We start from the raw sequence: 13,030 nt of genomic DNA, 5'->3' as shown, positions 1-13,030 counted from the left end.
GTGCATGTCGTACTCGCCGGCGGGGGGACCGCCGGTCATATCGAGCCCGCGCTCGCCCTTGCGGACGCACTGCGCAGGAACGATCCCACGATCGGGATCACCGCGCTCGGGACCGAGAGCGGACTGGAGACCAGACTGGTCCCGGAACGCGGCTACGAACTGGCACTGATCCCGAAGGTCGCGCTGCCCCGCAAGGCGACCCCGGAACTGATCACCCTGCCCGGCCGCCTGCGCGGCACGGTCAAGGCGGTGCAGGAGGTGCTCGACCGGACCAAGGCCGACGCCGTGGTCGGCTTCGGCGGCTATGTCGCCATGTCGGCCTATCTCGCCGCCAAGCGCTCCGGGGTGCCGATCGTGGTGCACGAGGCCAACGCCAGGCCCGGCGTGGCCAATAAGATCGGGGCCCGCTACAGCGACTTCGTCGCCGTCAGCACCCCGGACAGCAAGCTCAGGGACGCCCGCTACGTCGGGATCCCGCTGCGGCGCACCATCGCCACCCTGGACCGCAACGCGGCCCGCCCGGAGGCCCGCGCCTACTTCGGCCTGGACCAGCGGCTGCCGACGCTGCTGGTCTCCGGCGGCTCCCAGGGCGCGCGCCGGCTGAACGAGACGGTCCAGGCGATCGCGCCCCGGCTGCAGCAGTACGGGGTGCAGATCCTGCACGCGGTCGGGCCCAAGAACGAGCTGCCGGTGATCGACGACATCCCCGGGATGCCGCCGTACCGGGTGGTCCCGTACCTGGACCGGATGGATCTCGCCTACGCCGCCGCCGACATGATGCTCTGCCGGGCCGGCGCGATGACCGTGGCCGAGCTCTCCGCGGTCGGGCTGCCCGGCGCGTACGTGCCGCTGCCGATCGGCAACGGCGAGCAGCGGCTGAACGCCCAGCCCGTGGTCAGGGCCGGCGGCGGGCTGCTGGTGGACGACGCCGAGCTGACCCCGGAGTGGGTGCTCGGACATCTGCTGCCGGTGCTCACCGACCCGCAGCGGCTCTGGGACATGAGCCGGGCGGCCGCCGAGTTCGGCCGCCGCGACGCCGACGAGCTGCTGGTGGCGATGGTGTACGAGGCCATCGCCGCGCACCGCCGTGCCTGAGCTCGGCGCCGCTCCGGTCGGCGACCTCGACGAGCAGCCCGCGGAGTCCGAGCCGCAGCCGGAGCCCCGGGCCCGGCTGCGGCTGTCCCGGCGCGGCCTGGCCGTGCTGGGCGGGCTGCTCGCGGCGCTGCTCGGCACGGTCTGCTGGCTGGTCTGGTTCTCCCCGGTGCTGGACGTCAGGACGGTCGCGGTCAGCGGGACCAGGGTGCTGACGGCCGATCAGGTGCTGGCGGCGGCGCAGGTCCCGCTGGGCGGTCCGCTGGAGCGTCTGGACACCGGGGCGGCCCGGGCCCGGGTGCTCAAGGCGCTGCCCCGGGTGGCCCAGGTGCAGGTCAGCACCTCGCTGCCGCACACGGTCCGGGTCCGGATCACCGAGCGGATCGCGGTCGCGGCGGTGAAGGGCGCGGACGGCCGGTTCACCCAGGTCGACGCGTCCGGGGTGCGCTTCGCCACCGGCGCGACCGCCCCGGCCGGCGTCCCGGTGGTCCAACTCGCGCTCTCCGCGGCGGGAAAAGCGGGGCTCGCGAGTTTTCCCGAACCCGTACTGGTGGCGGCCGCGGTGGACGTGGCCAAAGCGCTTCCGGCCCCGGTCTCCGGTAGGACCAGTTCGGTGATCGTGCATTCGTACGACGACCTGGAACTGCAACTCACCGATGGTTCACGGGTGCTGTGGGGAAGTTCGGAACGGGACTCCCGCAAAGCGGTCGTTCTCGTCGCACTTCTTCGGCAGAAGGGCACGACCTACGACGTCAGCGCGCCGGACGATCCTGCGGTAAGGCATTGAGACCGGCCCCGAGCGGCTATTCTCGTGCGTAGTAGGAGGGGTGGCGGTGTTGACGAAGTGCCAGCTCCTCCCCGAATCTGGTGGGCCACCCCGGGCGAAAGTCCGGATCTTTGATCACATAGGCTCACAAGAAAAATACGCAGGCTCGGCGTGTCCGTTGAACGGGCAGGCTCAGAGACCTAGTGTCCTGTGAAGAAGATGATGGAAGAGTGACACAGCATTAACCCTAAACCTCAGGGTCAGGGTTCGGGTCGGGGTCCCGTCGGGTCTCCCGTCCCTTCGGCACCGTACATCCGAGGCGAGAGGCCTTCGACGTGGCAGCACCCCAGAACTACCTCGCAGTCATCAAAGTCGTCGGCATCGGCGGCGGTGGCGTGAACGCCATCAACCGGATGATCGAGGTCGGGCTCAAGGGCGTCGAGTTCATCGCGATCAACACCGATGCGCAGGCCCTGCTGATGAGCGACGCCGACGTCAAGCTCGACGTCGGCCGCGAGCTCACCCGCGGCCTCGGAGCCGGAGCCAACCCGGACGTCGGCGCCAAGGCCGCCGAGGACCACCGCGAGGAGATCGAGGAGGTCCTCAAGGGGGCCGACATGGTCTTCGTCACCGCCGGCGAGGGCGGCGGCACCGGCACCGGCGGCGCGCCCGTCGTGGCCAACATCGCCCGTACCCTCGGCGCGCTCACCATCGGCGTGGTCACCCGCCCCTTCACCTTCGAGGGGCGCCGCCGCGCCAACCAGGCCGAGGACGGCATCGCGCAGCTGCGCGAAGAGGTCGACACCCTCATCGTCATCCCCAACGACCGGCTGCTGTCCATCTCGGACCGCCAGGTCAGCGTGCTCGACGCGTTCCGCTCCGCGGACCAGGTGCTGCTCTCCGGCGTCCAGGGCATCACCGATCTGATCACCACCCCGGGCCTGATCAACCTGGACTTCGCCGACGTCAAGTCGGTCATGTCCGACGCCGGTTCGGCGCTGATGGGCATCGGTTCCGCCCGAGGCGAGGACCGGGCCAAGGCCGCCGCGATCATGGCGATCTCCTCGCCGCTGCTGGAGGCCTCCATCGACGGCGCCCGCGGGGTGCTGCTCTCCATCTCCGGCGGCTCCGACCTCGGCCTGTTCGAGATCAACGAGTCGGCGCAGCTGGTGGCCGAGGCGGCGCACCCCGAGGCCAACATCATCTTCGGCGCCGTGATCGACGACGCCCTCGGCGACGAGGTCCGGGTCACCGTCATCGCGGCCGGCTTCGACGGCGGGGCGCCCCCCACCATCGTCCGCGACCCGGTGGTCCGCTCCGCCAACGCGGCCGCCGCGCCGCCGCAGCAGCAGACGCAGGAGCGTTCCGGCGCGGGGGAGTACAACCGCAGCGAGTTCAACCGGGCCGGCTCCACCGCCGCCGGGCGCAGCGTGCACACCATCGGCAGCGTCCCGCGCGCCGAGGAGCACAACCCGCGCCACGCCGAGCCGGCCGCTCCGCCGCAGCCGCCGCACGTGCCGCAGACCCGCCCGCCGTACGTGGAGAGCCCGGCCGAGGAGCTGGACGTCCCCGACTTCCTGAAGTAGGCAGCTTCCTGAAGTAGCCGGGCGGTCGGCGGCCCCAGGGCCGGCCGGCCCGCCGGTCGCAGGCTCTAGGCTGATCACCATGATCAGCCGGCGCATCGATTTCGACGACAGTGCTCATTTCGCCTTCACCGACCGGTGGGGCGGGGTGAGCACTTCGCCGTTCCAGGAGCTGAATCTGGGCGGGGCGGTGGGGGACGACGCCGCAGCGGTCCGGGAGAACCGGCGGCTCACTGCCGCGACCGGCCTGGGCCTCGACCCGGCCGACGTGGTGTGGATGAACCAGGTGCACGGCAGCGCGGTCGCGGTGGTGACGGAGCGCCAGCCGGACGGAACCGCCCCCACGGTGGACGCGCTGGTGACCGACCGGCCAGGGCTGGCGCTGGCGGTGCTCACCGCGGACTGCGTCCCGGTGCTGCTGGCCGACCCGGTCGCCGGGGTGGTCGCCGCCGCGCACGCCGGTCGTCCGGGCCTGGCCGCCGGGGTGGTCCCGGCCGCGGTCGCCGCCATGGTGGAGCTGGGCGCCAGCCCGGAGCGGATCACCGCGGCAGTGGGGCCGTCGGTGTGCGGACGGTGCTACGAAGTGCCGGCAGCGCTCCGCGACGAGATCACCGCTCTCGAACCGGACGCCTGGTCTCGGACCAGCTGGGACACGCCGGCCCTCGATCTGCCGGCCGGAGTCCGGGCCCAACTGGCCCGACTCGGGGTACCTCGGCATGAGATGTCCCACATCTGCACCATGGAATCATCGGACCACTTCTCCTACCGCCGCGAGCAGCGCACCGGCCGTCTCGCGGCCTACGTCTGGCTGGACGGACCCACCCCATGACCGACACACCCGACCGTTCCGACCCTTCCGACCGCTCCGCCCCGGCGCGCCTGGACGTTCTGCGCTCCCACCTCACCACGGTGGAGCAGCGCATCGCCGACGCCTGCGCCGCCGCCGGGCGCCCGCGCGCCGATGTCACCCTGATCGTGGTCACCAAGACCTATCCCGCCTCGGACACCCGGCTGCTCTCCGCGCTCGGGGTCACCGATGTCGCTGAGAATCGTGACCAGGACGCCGCGCCAAAAGCAGCGGAATGCAAGGATCTTCCACTTCTCTGGCATTTTGTCGGCCAATTGCAGACCAATAAGGTCCGTTCCGTTCTGAAGTACGCCGATCGAGTGCATTCCATTGACCGGCTCCGCCTGGTCACCGCACTCTCGGCGGAAGTTCAGAAGTCGGAACGACCGGTATTGGGATGCCTGATCCAGGTCGCCCTCGAGGGAGAGGAGACGGCCGCCAGGGGCGGCGCCGTGCCGGCCGAGGTCCCGGCCCTGGCCGAGGCGCTGGCCGCCGCGCCCGGTCTGCGACTTGACGGTGTGATGGCAGTGGCCCCGCTCACCGGTCCTTACGCGGGTGATCCGCGCCGGGCGTTCGAACGGCTCGGGGAAATCTCATCTCAGCTCCGCCACGGCCATCCTGCTGCCACGATGGTCTCCGCGGGTATGAGCGGTGATCTCGAACAGGCCGTCGCAGCCGGGGCGACACATGTGCGCGTCGGTACGGCGGTACTGGGTGTCCGGCCACCCCTCGGGTAACGTCACCGGTTAGAAGATCAGATCGCAGAACAAATCAGGACAAGTAGGAATAGCCCTGCAATGCGGGGTCAGACCGTGGATCGTAGAACCACCTCGCCATGGCGGGGCTGTGCCGGCGACGGACCCGATCCACCACAGAGCGGAGGACAGGAGTATGGCCAGCGCACTGCGCAGGATGGCGGAATACCTCGGCCTCGTGGAGGACGAACGCTACGACGTTCAGGGCTACGACCCGGACGACGAGGACTACGGCCCCGAGCCCGAACCGCTTCGCAACACCGCTCGCACCGAGGAGGTGCCCCGTCCCGCCCCCGCGCCAGTCGCGCAGCCGGCGGCGGTCGTGGCCCCGATGCGGGCGGAACCCAGGATGGCGCCAGTGTCGTCCATCACACCTGAACGCCGTCACGTGGAGAAGAGTGCCCCGGTGATCATGCCCAAGGCCGCCTCCGAGCGGGAGCCGTACCGCATCACCACACTTCATCCCCGAACCTACAACGAAGCCCGTACTATCGGGGAGCACTTCCGCGAGAGCACGCCCGTGATCATGAATCTCACCGAGATGGACGACACGGACGCCAAGCGCCTCGTAGACTTCGCGGCTGGGCTGGTCTTCGGTCTCCACGGGAGCATCGAGCGGGTGACGCAGAAGGTCTTCCTTCTGTCTCCTGCTAACGTCGATGTCACGGCGGAGGACAAGGCCAGGATCGCCGAGGGTGGGTTCTTCAACCAGAGCTGACCACAGCGGGACGAAGTATGACGAAACGTGAGGATCACGTGACGCCGGGTAGCGGGCCACCCGCTCCCGGCGGGCAGGCCGACAGTACGAGTTCGAAACGAGGGGAAGTGCGGTGAACGTTGTATGGCAGGTGCTGTACATCGTCCTGATGTGCTTCTTCATCGTGCTGCTGGCACGCCTGGTGATGGACTGGGTGCAACAACTGGCCCGCGAGTGGCGTCCCGCCAACCGCGGACTGATCGTCGCGCTCGAATCCGTCTACACCGTCACCGATCCACCACTCAAGCTGCTGCGGCGGTACATCCGTCCGCTGCGCTTCGGGGGTGTGGCCCTCGACCTGTCCTTCCTCGTACTGATCATCATTGTTTCGATCCTGATCCGCGTCGTGCAGGGGGCCGTGTGAACCCCGCAGGCCACCGGTTGTCCGACGATCACGTTGAGGTGAAGAGATGCCATTGACCCCCGAGGACGTGCGGAACAAGCAGTTCACGACCGTCCGCCTCCGAGAAGGCTATGACGAGGACGAGGTCGATGCCTTCCTCGACGAGGTCGAAGGAGAGCTGACCCGACTGCTCCGCGAGAACGAGGACCTGCGCGCCAAGCTGGCCGCGGCGACTCGTGCGGCCGCACAGAACCAGCAGAACATGCGGAAGGAACAGGACCAGCACCAGCGTCCTGGCCCGCCCGTACCGGCGGCCATATCCGGTCCGCCCGTGCCCCAGCAGGGCATGCCCCCGCAGATGCAGCAGCCCCAGCAGCAGCAGATGGGCCACCCCGGCCCGCCGCAGCTGCCGAGCGGCCAGCCGCAGCTGCAGGGTCCGCCGCAGCTCCAGGGCGGCGGCATGGGCACCATGGGAGGACAGCAGTCCTTTGGTGGCCAGATGCAGCAGCAGCCCGGGCAGATGCAGCAGGGCCCCGGCCAGATGCAGCCCGCGCAGATGCAGCAGCCCGGTCAGATGCAGCCGCAGCAGCACATGGGCGGCCTGCAGCAGATGCAGCAGCAGCCGCACTTCCCGCAGCAGCAGCAGGCTCCGGCCAACGACAGCGCCGCCCGCGTCCTGGCGCTCGCCCAGCAGACGGCCGACCAGGCCATCTCCGAGGCGCGCTCCGAGGCCAACAAGATCGTCGGTGAGGCCCGCAGCCGCGCCGAGGGTCTGGAGCGCGACGCCCGTGCCAAGGCCGACGCCCTGGAGCGGGACGCGCAGGAGAAGCACCGCGTCGCCATGGGCTCCCTGGAGTCCGCCCGCGCCACGCTGGAGCGCAAGGTCGAGGACCTGCGCGCCTTCGAGCGCGAGTACCGGACGCGGCTGAAGTCCTACCTGGAGACCCAGCTGCGCCAGCTGGAGTCGCAGGCGGACGACTCGCTCGCCCCGCCGCGCCAGCCCGCCACCGCGTCGCTGCCGCCGTCCTCGATGTCGCAGCCTCCGCTGTCGCAGCCCTCGATGACCCCGGTCGGCGCCTCCCCGATGGGCGGCCAGACCTTTGGCGGCCAGCAGGGCTTCGGCGGCAACGGCCAGACCTTCGGCGGTCAGCAGAGCTTCGGCGGCAACAGCTTCAACCCCGGCGCCCAGCAGCACCAGAGCGCCGGCGGTCAGCAGCAGATGGCCCCGGCCATGACCCAGCCGATGGCCGCGGTCCGTCCGCAGCCCCCGCTGCAGCAGGCCCCGCAGCCCATGCGCGGCTTTCTGATCGACCAGGACGACGAGGGCTGACGCTCCCTCACCGCCCTGCCCGCAGTGCCACGCTGCCCCTTGCCGGAACGTTCCGGCAGGGGGCAGCGGCATGTCGTACACGACGCATAGGATCGGCGGGCCGGTCGAGCGACCGGGTACGAGGGGTGGTTGTCCATGGTGTTTCAGGTGCGGGGCGTGGTCCTGCCCGACCGCGAGGAGCGGACCTTCTGGATCGACGGGGACCGGCTGCGGTCCGGCCCGGCCGCGGGTCCGGACACGGAGACCGTCGTCGACGGCGGCTGGCTGCTGCCGGGCCTGGTCGATGTGCACACCCATCCCGGGACGGAGGATCTGGACGTCCCGTTCAGCGACGGGGTGCTCCGCCGCCATCTGACCGACCACCGCGACGCCGGCGTGCTGCTGGTGCGCACCCCCGGCACGGCCGCGCGGATGCCGGAGTGGGTGGACCAGGATCCGGAGCTGCCCCGGGTCCGCTCGGCCGGACGCTGGCTGGCCACCCCCGGCCGGTTCTTCCCCGGCTTCGGCCGGGACGTCAGCGAGGCCGAGGTGGTCCGGGCCGCGGTGGAGGAGGCCACGGCTTCCTCGGGCTGGTGCAAGGTGATCGGAGACTGGAAGCACACCGATCCGGCGCTGCCGCTGGAGATCCTCACCGGGGTCGTGGAAGCGGTGCACGCGATCGGCGGCCGGGTCGCGGTCCACTGCCAGACCGCGGAGGGCAGTCGCAACGCGGTGCTGGCCGGGGCGGACAGCCTGGAGCACGGCATGCATCTGGACCCGGACCTGATCGACCGGATGGCCGCCCAGGGCACCGCGTTCGTCCCCACCCTCAGCGTCTTCGGCTCCTCGGCCGAGAGCATGCGGGCTCGGGAGCCCGGCGCCCGCCGGGACTGGTGGCTGACCGGATGGGACGGCCTGCTGCCCAACGTCCGCGCCGCCCATGAGGCCGGCGTGACGGTCCTGGCCGGCACCGACAGCCACCCCTGCGGCACGATCGCGACCGAGGTCGACTGGCTGATCAAGGCCGGCCTCCCGGCCGAGGCCGCGCTGGCGGCCGCGTCCTGGTCGGCCCGCTCCTGGCTCGGCCTGCCCGGCCTGGTCGACGGCGCCCCCGCCGACCTGACCGTCTACCCCACCGACCCGACCCTCGACCCCGCGGTCCTGGCCCACCCGACCCGGATCATCCTCCGCGGCCGGGTCGTCGCCTGACGGCGACGGCAGGCCCGGGTCAGTAGGGCAGCAGGGTGTCGGTGGCCAGGACGAAGTCGAACGGGGCCGGGACGTGGACCGTCTCGCCGAAGGCGGCGTCCTCGCGGCGGCGGTAGCGCCCGTTCTCGGGCTCGCTCAGCAGGGTCACGGTCTTCTGCCGTGCGTCGACCAGGAGATAGAGCGGGATGTGCATCAGCGGATAGTCGCGCACCTTCCCCTCCCAGTCGTTCTCCGGGTTGGAGGGGGAGACGATCTCCACGGCGATGAGCGCGAGCTCGGCCGGGAGCGCGCTGTCGGTGGTGGTCATGGCCTCCTCGGGGAGGTAGGTCAGATCCGGGTTCCGCAGCTTGCTGATCGCGGGCGACTCGAGGTCGGTGTTCTGTGACGGCAGGTAGCCCTCAGGCAGGTGGGCGTCGAACTGCCGGGCCACAATGAAGAGGTTCCGCTGATGGATGGCCGAGGGCGATGCCTGCATGGTGACGGTGTCACCGGAGAACTCCACCTTGACGTTGGAGTCGGCGAACTGCCGGGCCAGATCGAGGAGCTCGCGGTGTCTTGGCTGCATGCTCCTCATGATAAAGCGGCCCACCTGGTCCGGCGGGCGCGGCGAACGGTTCGCCGCGCCCGCCGGGGGGTTACGCCTTCTGCAGCCAGAAGGTGAGGCTCAGGCTCTCGTCGGAGAACGGTGTCGCGTCCGCCCAGTCCGCCTCGCCGGAGGCGTAGTCCGTGGCCAGGACCTCGTCGGCGATCAGGCCGGCGTGGGTGGTGAGGGCGGTGGCGGTGTCCCCGTCGGTCGCGGTCCAGCGCAGCGTGATCCGGTCGGCGACGTCCAGGCCGCTGTTCTTCCGGGCCTCCTGGACCTGGCGGATGGCATCGCGGGCGATGCCGGCCAGCCGCAGCTCCGGGGTGATGTGCAGGTCGAGCGCGACCGTCGCGCCGGACTCGTTGGCGACGGCCCAGCCCTCGCGCGGGGTCTCGGTGACGATCACCTCGTCCGGGGTCAGCTCGACCGGCGCGCCGTCCAGCAGCACGGTCGCCGTCCCGTCGGCCCGGAGCGAGGCGCTCAGCTCCGCCGCGTCCGCCGCGGCGACGGCCTTGGCGACGTCCTGGACGCCCTTGCCGAAGCGCTTGCCGAGGGCGCGGAAGTTCGCCTTGGCGGTGGTGTCCACCAGCGAGCCGCCGACGCCCGAGAGCGATTCCAGCGCCGTGACATTGAGCTCCTCGGCGATCTGCGCCACCAGCTCGGCGGGCAGCTCGGCGAAGCCGTGCGCCGCCACCAGCGCGCGGGACAGCGGCTGACGGGTCTTCACCCCCGAGTCGGCGCGGGTCGCCCGGCCCAGTTCCACCAGTCGGCGGACCAGGGTCATGTGCCGGGACAGCTCGGTGTCGATCAGCGCCTCGTCGGCGACCGGGAACCCGGCCAGGTGCACCGACTCGGGCGCGCCGGCCGAGACCGGAACCACCAGGTCCTGCCAGACCCGCTCGGTGATGAACGGGGTCAGCGGGGCCATCAGCCGGGTGACCGTCTCCAGCGCCTCGTGCAGGGTCGCCAGCGCGGCCGGCTCGCCCTGCCAGAAGCGGCGCCGGGCGCGCCGGACGTACCAGTTGGAGAGGTCGTCGACAAAGCCCGAGAGCAGCTTGCCGGCCCGCTGGGTGTCGTAGCCGTCCAGCGCCGAGTCCACCTCGCGGACCAGGATGTTCAGCTCGGACAGCAGCCACTTGTCCAGCAGCGGCCGGTCCGCCGGAGCAGGATCCGAGACGGAAGGGGCCCAGCCGGCCGTGCGGGCGTACAGGGCCTGGAAGGCGACCGTGTTCCAGTACGTCAGCAGGGTCTTCCGCACCACCTCCTGGATGGTGTTGTGACCGACCCGGCGGGCCGACCACGGCGAGCCGCCGGCCGCCATGAACCAGCGCACCGCGTCCGCCCCGTGCTGGTCCATCAGCGAGATCGGCTCCAGGATGTTGCCGAGGTGCTTGGACATCTTGCGGCCGTCCTCGGCCAGGATGTGGCCCAGGCAGACCACGTTCTCGTAGGCGGACTTGTCGAACACCAGGGTGCCGACCGCCATCAGCGTGTAGAACCAGCCGCGGGTCTGGTCGATGGCCTCGGAGATGAACTGGGCCGGGTAGCGCTTCTCGAACAGGTCGGCGTTCTTCAGCGGGTAGCCGTACTGGGCGAACGGCATGGAGCCCGAGTCGTACCAGGCGTCGATGACCTCGGGGACGCGGACGGAGGTGCCCTCGCAGGAGGGGCAGCCGAAGGTCACCTCGTCGATGAACGGCCGGTGCGGGTCCAGGTCGGAGAGGTCGCGCCCGGTCAGCTCGCTCAGCTCGGCCAGCGAGCCGACGCAGGTGAGGTGGTTCTCCTCGCAGCGCCAGATCGGCAGCGGGGTGCCCCAGTAGCGGTTGCGGGAGAGCGCCCAGTCGATGTTGTTGTTCAGCCAGTCGCCGAAGCGGCCGTACTTCACGTTCTCCGGGAACCAGTTGGTGCCCTCGTTCTCGCGCAGCAGCGCGTCCTTGACCGCGGTGGTGCGGACGTACCAGGACGGCTGCGCGTAGTAGAGCAGCGCGGTGTGGCAGCGCCAGCAGTGCGGGTAGCTGTGCTCGTAGGGGACGTGACGGAACAGCAGGCCGCGCGCCTGCAGGTCGGCGACCAGGGCCTCGTCGGCCTTCTTGAAGAACTGTCCGCCGACCAGCGGGACGTCGGGTTCGAAGGTGCCGTCGGACAGCACCGGGTTGACCATCGGCAGGTTGTAGGCACGGCAGGTGGCGAGGTCGTCCGCGCCGAAGGCGGGGGCCTGGTGCACCAGGCCCGAGCCGTCCTCGGTGGTGACGTACTCGGCGTTGACCACGTAGTGCGCGCCCTCGACCGGGACCAGCTCGAACGGCCGCTGGTAGTCCCAGCGCTCCATCTCGGCGCCGGTGAAGCGCTCGCCGGTGGGGGTCCAGCCCTCGCCGAGCGACTTCTCCAGCAGCGGTTCGGCGACGACGACCCGCTCATTGCCGTCGGTGGCGACCACATAGGTCACCCCCGGGTGGGCCGCGACCGCGACGTTGGAGACCAGGGTCCACGGGGTGGTGGTCCACACCAGCAGCGAGGCGCTCTTTTGCTTGTCGCTGCCTGCCAGCGGGCCCGAGGTGAGCGGGAAGCGGACGTAGACGGAGGGGTCGACCACGGTCTCGTAGCCCTGGGCCAGCTCGTGGTCGGACAGCCCGGTGCCGCAGCGCGGACACCAGGGCGCCACCCGGAAGTCCTGGACCAGCAGCCCCTTGTCGAAGATCTGCTTCAGCGACCACCACACCGACTGGATGTAGTCCGGGTCCATGGTGCGGTAGGCGTCGTCCAGGTCGACCCAGTAGCCCATCCGGTTGGTGAGGTTGGCGAAGGCGTCGGTGTGCCGGGTCACCGAGTCGCGGCACTTCTCGTTGAACTCGGCGATCCCGTAGGCCTCGATGTCCTGCTTGCCGGAGAAGCCCAGCTCCTTCTCGACGGCGAGCTCGACCGGCAGCCCGTGGCAGTCCCAGCCGGCCTTGCGGGCCACGTGGTAGCCCTTCATGGTCTTGTAGCGCGGGAACACGTCCTTGAAGACCCGGGCCTCGATGTGGTGCGCGCCGGGCATGCCGTTCGCCGTGGGCGGGCCCTCGTAGAACACCCATTCGGGGCGGCCCTCGGACTGCTCCAGGCTGCGCTGGAAGATCTTGTTGTCCCCCCAGAAGGAGAGGATGCCGTGCTCGAGGACGGGCAGGTCGACCTGGGCTGGGACGTGGCGGTACTGGGTCATGCGGGTCCTCCGGCGGGCGCGAGTACGGCGTGCGGCTTCCGACGGAGGGACGAGGCCGTATGCGCGGGCCCCGCGGTACCACCCTCCTTGGCCGTCCGGCACCTGAGTGCGCGCACGGCCCCCTCATTAGGGGCTGCGGCCGGTTCTACTGGGCCCCCGCGGTGGGGGCTGTTCCTCCGGCGGCTCCGGGGTGATCTTCCCGTCGCGCACGCCCCCGGGCTTTCACCGTCCCCGGGTCGCTACTGGCTGCGTGCGGCGGTACTCGTCCCCATCCACGCCTTGCTGCGCAAAGTCTATAGGCCTGGGTCCACCGGATTTCGCTGCCTTCGCACAGGACGTCGCACCGACCCCGCGCCGACCTCGCCCGGGACTCCGATGACGGATGGCGATTATCAGGTCACGTTCTGGGCACACATGGGAGGAGCCGGGTTCGAGCGACCGCGTCCGGTCGGCAAAACCAAGCCTGCTTCGTCCGGTATGTCCCATTGTGATGGGATTCGTTACGCAATATCGTTCCGGCACCACGTTGTGCCGACAGCAACGCAGTCGCATGAATCGCGAAGGGGTCAGACGCATGGCGGACAAAG

11 protein-coding genes are annotated in these 13,030 nt (G+C 70.5%); 9 read left to right on the top strand and 2 right to left on the bottom strand.

Translation table 11 applies throughout. The annotated features are described in order from the left end of the window. The 9 genes from murG to ACXKR8_RS12820 all read left to right on the top strand — a co-directional run bounded on the left by murG (position 1) and on the right by ACXKR8_RS12820 (position 8,661). On the top strand, positions 1–1,095 hold the full coding sequence (gene murG / locus ACXKR8_RS12860; RefSeq protein WP_458273035.1) for an undecaprenyldiphospho-muramoylpentapeptide beta-N-acetylglucosaminyltransferase: 1,095 nt from the start codon (positions 1–3) through the stop codon (positions 1,093–1,095). Further along, positions 1,088–1,879, top strand: coding sequence for a cell division protein FtsQ/DivIB (locus ACXKR8_RS12855; RefSeq protein ID WP_458273034.1), 792 nt, complete (start codon positions 1,088–1,090; stop codon positions 1,877–1,879). The genes murG and ACXKR8_RS12855 overlap by 8 nt, the downstream gene beginning before the upstream one ends. Positions 1,880–2,193: 314 nt before the next feature. Next, positions 2,194–3,444, top strand: a complete 1,251-nt coding sequence (ftsZ, locus tag ACXKR8_RS12850; RefSeq protein WP_458273033.1) for a cell division protein FtsZ — start codon at positions 2,194–2,196, stop codon at positions 3,442–3,444. Positions 3,445–3,523: 79 nt separating this feature from the next. Beyond that, the gene (gene pgeF, locus ACXKR8_RS12845; RefSeq protein WP_458273032.1) at positions 3,524–4,270 is read left to right on the top strand and encodes a peptidoglycan editing factor PgeF; all 747 of its coding nucleotides are present in this window, start codon (positions 3,524–3,526) and stop codon (positions 4,268–4,270) included. Continuing rightward, a complete protein-coding gene (locus ACXKR8_RS12840; protein ID WP_458273031.1) occupies positions 4,267–5,025 on the top strand; it encodes a YggS family pyridoxal phosphate-dependent enzyme in 759 nt (252 codons plus the stop codon). The genes pgeF and ACXKR8_RS12840 overlap by 4 nt, the downstream gene beginning before the upstream one ends. 154 nt (positions 5,026–5,179) lie before the next feature. Further along, positions 5,180–5,761 (top strand): cell division protein SepF, encoded by a 582-nt coding sequence (locus ACXKR8_RS12835; protein WP_380513064.1) that lies wholly within the window; start codon positions 5,180–5,182, stop codon positions 5,759–5,761. Positions 5,762–5,873: 112 nt separating this feature from the next. Next, positions 5,874–6,164 (top strand): YggT family protein, encoded by a 291-nt coding sequence (locus tag ACXKR8_RS12830; RefSeq protein WP_458273030.1) that lies wholly within the window; start codon positions 5,874–5,876, stop codon positions 6,162–6,164. Positions 6,165–6,210: 46 nt separating this feature from the next. Beyond that, entirely contained in the window at positions 6,211–7,473 is a 1,263-nt protein-coding gene (locus ACXKR8_RS12825; RefSeq protein WP_458273029.1) for a DivIVA domain-containing protein, read from the top strand. A 135-nt stretch (positions 7,474–7,608) separates the two neighbouring features. Beyond that, positions 7,609–8,661 carry an amidohydrolase family protein gene (locus ACXKR8_RS12820; RefSeq protein ID WP_458273028.1) on the top strand — a complete coding sequence of 351 codons (1,053 nt, stop codon included), beginning with the start codon at positions 7,609–7,611 and terminating at the stop codon, positions 8,659–8,661. 19 nt (positions 8,662–8,680) lie between these two features. Here ACXKR8_RS12820 and ACXKR8_RS12815 read toward each other — a convergent pair whose 3' ends face one another. Both ACXKR8_RS12815 and ileS read right to left on the bottom strand, forming a co-directional pair. Then, on the bottom strand, positions 8,681–9,226 hold the full coding sequence (locus tag ACXKR8_RS12815) for a Uma2 family endonuclease (RefSeq protein ID WP_458273027.1): 546 nt from the start codon (positions 9,224–9,226) through the stop codon (positions 8,681–8,683). Positions 9,227–9,296: 70 nt separating this feature from the next. Then, positions 9,297–12,443 carry an isoleucine--tRNA ligase gene (gene ileS / locus ACXKR8_RS12810; protein ID WP_458273026.1) on the bottom strand — a complete coding sequence of 1,049 codons (3,147 nt, stop codon included), beginning with the start codon at positions 12,441–12,443 and terminating at the stop codon, positions 9,297–9,299. Positions 12,444–13,030 lie beyond the last annotated feature (587 nt).

This window comes from Streptacidiphilus sp. PAMC 29251 (genome assembly GCF_054208735.2).
Note: the sequence above shows the minus strand (reverse complement) of the source record. Positions and strands in the feature narration are given on the sequence as shown.